Consider the following 8328-nt stretch of genomic DNA (forward strand, 5'->3'; position numbering starts at 1 on the left):
ACAACAACCTGGATGAGGACGGCAACCTGATCAACCAGTTCGTCCGGATGCTGGACAAGGACGAGATCATCACCGTCGCCCTGACTCCTGACCAGGTCTTTACCAAGTCTGTGGACGGCAAGGACGCCTACAAGACTCTGGGCAAGTCCCTGTGCACCACCACCGGTGCCGACGGCTACGACTGGACCGCTTACGTCAACGGCAAGGAAGTCCGCGCTGAGGTCCCCGAGGCCGACGACGATGACGAGTGGATCTACACCGGCGAGGGCGTCCAGACTGAGATCTATGTGGACGACGCCGACCAGACCGTCCGCGTGGTCGAGATCAACTACTACCTGGGCCAGGTGACCCGCGTCCGCGACACTGAGGACGGCGAGGAAGTCACCATCAAGTCCCTGTCCCGCGGCGGCGAGCTGAACGTCAAGACCGTTCTGGCTGAGGGCTACGCCGAGGACGACTATGTCATCTTCACTGTGGACTACGTGGAGGACGACGACGACTACATCGTGGGCGAGCTCTTCGCTCCCGAGACCGTCACCGACACCGTCAAGCGCGTGGAGTACGACAAGGAAGATGGCGCTACCTATCTGAAAACCGAGGACGGCAAGTACATCTACTCCGAGGCCCTGACCGCTGAGGTCGCCAGCAAGGCTGAGCCTGAGCAGCAGCAGCACATGGTCTACGACCTGGACGATCCCTACGGCGACGAGCACCCCTCCCTGAGCGTGGAGTACGTGCTGTACCTGGATCCTCTGGGCTACGTGGTGGCCTTCCAGGAGGCCGGCGACTCCGTCGCTGACTACCTGTACGTGAAGGACGCCGACGAGCACCTGGGCACCTGGGAGGCCGTGGTCATCCTGGCCGACGGCAGCTCCAAGACCGTCACTCTGAACAGCAGCGTCGGCGGCACCGGCGTTGACACCGCCGAGAACATCAAGCTGGGCGAGTCCCAGACCGACTCCGGCACCATCCGCTGGATCACCACCGGCGGCGACGAGCAGCACGCCAGCGGCGAGACTGCCAACATCGTGGGCCATGTCTACAGCTACTCCGTCAACAGCTCCGACGTGTATAAGCTGACCGACGTGCCCGACATCCCCTTCGGCGCTCTGAACGCCCCCAAGGCTGACGACGCCCAGATCCGCAACGGCAAGGCCTACATCGAGGAGTTCAAGAACAAGGTCGAGGTCGGCAACGGCATCATCGTGGACCGCAAGACCGCCTTCGTGATCACCAAGGATAAGGTCGCCTACATCGGCTACCCCGAGGTCCCCGACATCGACAAGGCTCAGGGCCGCTATGTGGCCAAGAAGGGCGTTGCCGAGGCCGTGTTCGTCGTGGATGGCAACATCTACAGCGGCTCCGGCCGGTACTTCGTCCTCTCTGACGCCCACTGGGAGTCCGAGAAGGTCGGCAGCACCACCTACCGCGTGTACGACAAGGGCGCCTATGAGAACGGCGAGAAGATCGGCGAGCTCTGGGTCGCCGATGACGCCAACAACGGCGCTGAGCTGATCGCTGGCGTCCTGTACAAGATCACCAAGACCGAGAAGGACACCGGCTACGTCACCGAGGTCGTCCGGTATGTGGACGTGGTGAGCGGCGTCGATCCCGCCATCTACACCTACACCCAGACTGATCCCGACGTGGAGATCAAGGCCGGCGAGTATGTCAGCTCCGGCGACAACGCCTTCCGTATCGTCAGCAACATCGACCTCAAGACCTATAAGTTCGACACCGACGAGGACACCATCTTTGTCACCGTCGAGATCGACAACAACGGCGACGTCACTGTCGGCCCCGGCAACATCAAGGACGCCATGTACCGCGACAAGGCTGATGAGAATCAGTTCTACAAGACCGTCTTTGTGATCAAGACCAGCAACGACGCCCAGACCGCGGACCTGGTGTACATCTTCGTCGAGGATAAGAACGCCCCCGACGCCAACGCCCCCGCCGGCTACAAGGGTACCGTGCCCATCACTAACGATGCGACCGGCGCCGCCGTTGCCTACGTGGACGAGGTCAACCTGGTCAACGGCTACCTGAGCTTCACCCTGGAGTACGACGCCCCCGAGTGGATCGCCACTGGCACCAGCGCGGACGCCACCATCACCAAGGTGAATGTCCTGGTGAACGGCGCTGTCGCCGACGACAGTATTACCAGAAAGACCATCCACCTGGACGAGGACGGCGTGGGCTATCTGACCGCCGCTGTCCATATGCCTCAGCTGACCAGCACCGACAAGGTGAGCTTCGAGATCGACGATGTGAACTTCACCGCTGTCAAGATCCGCTACTGGGATGTGGACAACAACGTGGAGCTGGATATCGAGGACGACCTGGCCGCCACTCCCGCTCCCAAGACCGAGGTCGCTACCGGCACGCTCAGCAGCTTCGGTATGCCCTTCAAGATGGGCGACGAGTGGAACACCCTGACCGGCAGCCTGACCCTGAACGTATTCCAGGATACCGGCGCGGAGACCTCCATCGACGAGGACGGCGCTCTGGAGGCTGGGACTGAGCTCCTGGACAGCGACGCCGCCGTGACCAACGCCGCCAGCGCCCAGTTCTCCGCGACTTTAAACACGGATACTGTCAACGCCACCGGCTATGTCACCGCTTATGTCACCGGCCTGAGCAAGCTGTATGAGACCTACGACGTGGCTACCGTGACCGCCACCACCACTCTGAGTGCTGTCAAGGGCACCAAGTACACCGGTTCCGCTACGATCTCCAAGATCACGCCCAGCCAGAACACCGTCAAGGGCGGCACTGACATCTACCTGACCGTGGACCTGGGTACCCCTGTTGGAGAGGACAACCTGCCTCTGCGCGTCACCCTGGCTAACGGCGTATCCTTCATCCTGCCCAACACCGCTAAAACCACTGGTGCGCAGAAGGTGGTCTACACCGTGGACGGCGACGTGACGGCTGCGGACCTGGCTGTTGTCTCCGTGGTGGAGGACGCCAGCCTGATGCCTCAGGTCGACCGCGTGGAGGTCACTGACCTGGCGCTCAATGGCAGCTTCGACCAAAACGACGTGATCACCATCTACTTCACCAAGAAGGTTGACAAGACCACGTACGACGCTAAAAAGATTAAGAACAGCGGCGCGCTTACTACTACGGACAATGGCGAATACACGCTCGCGACCGACGGCATGAGCGCTTCGTACACGCTTGGCAGCGAGACCCTGGGCGCTGCGGCGACGATCACTATCACGGCCAACTCTCTGAAGGATGCGACCACCGGCTGCTCCAACAACAAGCAGATCACCATCTCCATCCCGAACGGCGCGAAAACCACCGACGAGTTCACCCCCGTTGTGACTCCCTGACGCGGCTGAGCAAGGCTTCATGGGATGAGAGGGAAACGACCCCCGGGCTTCGGCCCGGGGGTCTCCCCTTCTTTACCGGAGCCCCCACACCGTGGTGGTGAGGCCCTCCGGGAGGTGTGAGTTGGCGGTGCCGCTCACGCCCACCTGAAAGTAGGTCAGCTCGTTGAAGGGGCTGTCCGACCAGGCCGCGCCGCCGGGGAAGTAGAGGGCCTGGAACTTCCTGCTGCCGTCGTGGAGGGGGAAAAAGATCACCGCGACGGGGCCCCTGGAAGTCATGCGCCCGCTGACCTCTTCGGACGAGCAGTCCAGGATGTTCACCGTGGCCCAGACCGACTCGGCGTCGGAGGACACCCGGTAGCCGAACAGCAGGCCGACGACCGCGTACCGGTCCCAGTCGATGCCGTCCAGAGGGATGCTGATCATGTTGTGGCTGCCCTCTGTGGTGGCCGTCCGGATGACCTCAAAGGCCCCCAGCTTGCCGTCCACGTCCGTCCGCAGCCCATGCAGCGCCGCGTCGATCTTGGCGTTGTCGGCGTTGAAGTCGGTGCGGACCACCTCGTCCGTGGCCTGCCATTGGGAGAGGGGATAGTGCGGTGTGTGATTGCTTGCCATGAAATTTTCCTCCTTAAAATAACTTTCTCCGCCCGGCGACCCCCCCGCGCAGGCCGCCCGAAGGCGGGACCGCCGCAAGGGCCCCGCGAAAAGCCTCAGCGGGCGCGGCGGAGCGCCCCCCGCAAAAACCCCGCAGGCGGAACCTCCCCGCAAAAAGCCCCGCGGGTGGGGCGGAGCGGCCCGGATGGGCAATTCCCGCGGCGGAGCGCCCGCGCCAGGCGGGCAAAAACTCCGCCCGGGGGCGGGGCCCCCGGGCAATAAAAAAACCGCCGTCTGAAAACGGCGGGCAAAATCAAAAAGTGGTACATTCGCATACATTTACTGGAAGTCGGGCCGAACTCTGCCAATTTTGGCGGGGCGCGGCCCTTTTTTCTTGCCTGGACGGGCAAAGCGGCCCAAACCGGCCCGTCTCCGTCTACAAACGGGCAGAGTGGGGCCGGATTTCCATAAAATGTATGGAAACATACCACTTCCGGCCCCTGGGCGGGGATTTATAGAGGTAGAACCCCGCCCCGGCGGGGTTCAAACAGCGAAAAAGCCGTTTTGGGGCCAAAACCCAAAAACGGCGGATTTTATAAAGGAGGAAAATTTATGGCAAGCAACCACACGCAACATTATGAATTATCCCAATGGCAGGCCACGGACGAGGTGGTGCGCACGGACTTCAACGCCGACAACGCCAAGATCGACGCGGCGCTGCACGGCCTGGTGGAGGCGTCGGCCAAGTACGGCAACTGCCGCCTCTACACCACCACCTACACCGGCACCGGGACCTACGGCACCAGCAACCCCACCCGCCTCACCTTCCCGAGCAAGCCCTGTCTGGTGATGATCGGGGCGGCCACGGGGTCCTCGGCCTCCCTGATCCAGGGCCAGACGAGCGCCAGTGCAAGCGGCTCCAGTTTGATGGTCACCTGGTCCGGCAGCGGTGTCAGCTGGTACGCCGCAGGAAGCGCGGCCGCCCAGCTCAACGCCTCGGGCACGAAATACTATGTGGTGGCCCTGCTGAACGCGGGGGAATAAGAAAACAGGGACCGGCCCCCGGGTGCCCGGGGGCCGGTCTCCTTTGTTCACTTGAGGCCGCCGATAAGTTTTCTTATCAGGCGTCGGTTTTAGCGAAGGTCAGCTTGTAGTCGGTGTTCTTGAGCTTGTACTCAATAGAAACCGCATCGGTGCCCGTAGTCAGGATCAGGTCCTCAGCGGTCCCGGAATCGCGCTGGATCGTGATCTTGTGGGAGCCTTCAGCACGCGCCTCTTTCACGGTCAGCGTAGTACCCACCTTGAACACATTTCCGTTGGACACAGCCGCCGCAGGATCGCCCCCAACCACGGTCTTGTTGTAGGTAATGTTCACGTCCGAAGCACCGGTACTTGTGATCGTGACCACCTGGACCAGCTCCACCACGCCGTCGGTGGCGTTCGAGCGCTCATCACTCTGCACCGTGTAGCAGTAGCTCGTGCCGGTGTTATCCAGCCCAGTGGTGATGGCCGCAGAAGCCAACCCGTCGGCGTTAACGTTCTTGGCATAGGCATACTCCGCGCCCTTCACGGGGGCGTCGAAGTAGAGCTCATCGTCCTTCGCATGGACACCGTAGTCCTTGCCGGCGATGGTGAACTTCCAGCCGGTGGTCTCGCCGAGCACCACATCAGCCTTCACGGTGTAGGTCACGCCGGTGCGAGTGCCGGACTCAACATACTGCGCGTTGCCGATATTGGTCGTCTCGCCGTCCACAGTGGCGGTGAACTGATGCCACTTGGCATCCACACTGCCGCTGGTCAGGGTCACAACAGTTCCGGCGGCTACATAGCAGTTGGTAGTAAGCGCCGCCTGCTCGCCCTTGTCATTCGTATAGTTGCCGGTGACGGTCCGAAGAGCGACCTTATAGGCGGTCCACAGCTCGATGTCCTCGTCGTCGGTAATCAGACCCTGACTAGCAGCGGCCACACTGGCTCTGGTCGCATACGTCGGACCGCCGTCCTCCACCGTGATGTCAGCGGCGTTCTGAGGCACCTTGCCCACGATGTAGGCGCCATCGGCAAGCTCGTAGTTGTCCTCGTCCCAATAGGTGTTGGTGCCGTTGCCCTCGTCGAAGTAGTCCACGATCCGGCCGTCCAGCTTGAGGGCGTGGACAGGAACCATCTTGACCTGAACACTGGAGCCGAACAGGGAGCCGTCGTTAAAGACCATGGGATAGTTCGTGTTGTCCACGATGTAGCCATAGCTCTTGGCGGTGGCGCCCACGTAGCCGGACATGACCTGCATGCCGTAGGCCTTGATCTCCTGGGGAGTCATGCTGCCGTCCTCGTCATAGTAGCGGACCTCAAAGCCGCCGCCGGCAATCGGAGTGACAGCATCAAAGTCACCGGTGGGAGCGGCGGGACGGCTGCCGCTGCTGGAGGTGGCCCTGCTGGTGCGGTAGATGTAGACCAGCTCGGCCTCGTCCTTGTCAGCGCCGCCGGCTTTCAGGACCTGGACATACTCCACGTCGAAGCTCGCGCCGTCGTCGTTCATGTCGTTCACGTCGCCGGTGAAGACGGACCAATCCCAACCGGAGCCGTCCTTCTTCTCGGTGCGCTCGATGACCACAAAGACGGTATCATCGTCGAAGGTGTACTTGTCCTCGGCCCGCATGCCGGTGCCGCCGGTGACGGGGGCGGGGCCGTGATCCGCGGTGGCGGCCCAGAAGGCGCCGTCAGCCATAGCGTAGGGGATCAGCTTATCCTCGGTGGTGGGCACGATCTTCTCGACCTCGGTGATGTAAGCGCCGTCGCCGGTGGTCTTGCGGATCTGGTACACCACGGGATAGCCGGCGGCGCTCTCAGCGCCCACAGACTTCAGGTAGGTGTCGGGGTTGGCTTTGTCAGCGCGGTACTTGACCGTCAGAGTGGTCTTTTCACCGTTGACATAGGCCTTGTCGTACTCCCAATACTCGTCGCCGTCGTACTTCAGGGAGACACGGCTGCTGCCGTTGAGCACGAAGTAGGTGCTGGCGGCGTCGTAGATGTTGCCGCGGAGGATGAAGACCACCTTGGCCACGTAGTTCTTGGTCACGAAAGCGATGTCGGCGTCCTCAACATTGGGGACCTCGTCGTAGCCGGTGTAGACCTTGTCGTTGATGGTGTCCACGAACACGGTCTTCTTGTCCACGATCAGGTTATCCTTGCCCAGCTCGATGAAGGCCTTGCCGTTGTGGATCTCGGCGTCCTCCCAGGCGCTCTGGACCTCGGCCTTGGTCAGCTTGTCAGCGGCCATCGGGTCGATGTAGGTCAGCTTGTACACGCCGGAGCTGTTCACGGAGTACTTCCAGATCAGGGTGTCGATGTTGGTCAGGTTGTTTCCGGCGGTGTCCTTGTTGATGACCCACTTGATGTTCTCGCCCACAGTGGTGGTGCTGTCAACATCGCTGGTGTAGGCATCAAACTCGTTGGTGGTGCGGTTGAACTGCACCAGAGGCTTGGTGATGGCGCCGCTCAGGGTCCGGTTCACGTCCACCTTGGGGTTGGTGGCGTCGGTCAGGATGACGCGGGCGACCCAGTCGCGCAGCTCCTCGTCGGAGTCCTCGACGTACAGGTACTGGTTGGACTCGGCCTCCACCTTGTCATAGGCCACGACATAGCCCAGAGGATCCAGGTAGATCACATACTCCTCGTCCAGGGTGGGGTGCTTGGGAGCGGTGGTATCGTCCACGTCGTAGATCATGTGCTCCTGCCGGCCGGGATCAGCCTCAACGCCAGCGGAGTAGGTGTACTTCTCGCCGTCCATCACCAGGTAGGTCTTGCCGGTGACATTGTCGGCGAGGTTGGCGGTGTCGTTCTGGACACGCTGGACCACGCCGGTGACCTCGGTGGGGGCCATGACCTCGCGGATGATGAACTCGTCGTCAGCCTCCACGTAGTCGATGGTGAAGATGACATAGTCGTCCTCAGACCAGCCCTCGGCGTAGAAGGTCTTGTCATTGAGCTGGGCGGCGCCGTCGGACAGGGTGCGGACGATGATGTACTCGCCGTCCTCGTCGGACTTCACCTTGGAGACCTGGCCGATGTAGTAGTTGATCTCCACCACGCGGACGGTCTGGTCGGCGTCGTCGATGTAGATCTCGGTCTGGGTGCCCTTGTTGGTGTAGATGTACTTGTCGCCGTCGTCAGAATCAGGCAGGACGGGGCTGTCGACCCGCTGGCCGTTCACAAAGGCGGTCCAGGTGTAGCGGGGGCTGTTGCGCGCCTCGTTGCAGACGGTAGCGCCCAGGTCCTTGTACACGTCCTTGCTCTTGGTGTCCTGAGTGTAGACGCGGTCGGGGGTCAGGGTCTGGACATAGATCTCGTCCTTGTCCAGCATACGGACGTTGGAGGCGATCAGGCCGCCGTCCTCGTCCAG

The 8328-nt window shown here is 61.8% G+C and carries 4 protein-coding genes; 2 read left to right on the top strand and 2 right to left on the bottom strand.

What is annotated here, in order from left to right; all coding sequences use genetic code 11:
- Positions 1–3341 (top strand): hypothetical protein (locus tag Q0Z71_RS16935; protein ID WP_298025337.1); only part of this gene is annotated, 3341 nt, incomplete at its 5' end.
- A gap of 72 nt (positions 3342–3413) precedes the next feature.
- Here the strand turns inward: Q0Z71_RS16935 and Q0Z71_RS16940 are convergent.
- A complete protein-coding gene (locus tag Q0Z71_RS16940; protein ID WP_298025342.1) occupies positions 3414–3953 on the bottom strand; it encodes a hypothetical protein in 540 nt (179 codons plus the stop codon).
- 591 nt (positions 3954–4544) lie between these two features.
- On the opposite strand from Q0Z71_RS16940, the gene Q0Z71_RS16945 reads away from it, so the two are divergent.
- Positions 4545–4976 carry a hypothetical protein gene (locus Q0Z71_RS16945; RefSeq protein ID WP_298025346.1) on the top strand — a complete coding sequence of 144 codons (432 nt, stop codon included), beginning with the start codon at positions 4545–4547 and terminating at the stop codon, positions 4974–4976.
- A 76-nt stretch (positions 4977–5052) separates the two neighbouring features.
- On the opposite strand, the gene Q0Z71_RS16950 is transcribed toward Q0Z71_RS16945, so the two are convergent.
- A partial coding sequence (locus tag Q0Z71_RS16950) for a hypothetical protein (RefSeq protein WP_298025349.1) occupies positions 5053–8328 on the bottom strand: 3276 nt, incomplete at its 5' end.

It is taken from the genome of uncultured Dysosmobacter sp. (assembly GCF_947631635.1).
Taxonomy (GTDB): Bacteria; Bacillota; Clostridia; order Oscillospirales; family Oscillospiraceae; genus Oscillibacter.

Bases quoted from the DNA above. Each gene is read 5' to 3' on its own strand.
- Q0Z71_RS16945 (WP_298025346.1), top strand. From the start codon at position 4,545: ATGGCAAGCAACCACACGCAACATTATGAATTATCCCAATGGCAGGCC.
- Q0Z71_RS16940 (WP_298025342.1), bottom strand. From the start codon at position 3,953: ATGGCAAGCAATCACACACCGCACTATCCCCTCTCCCAATGGCAGGCC.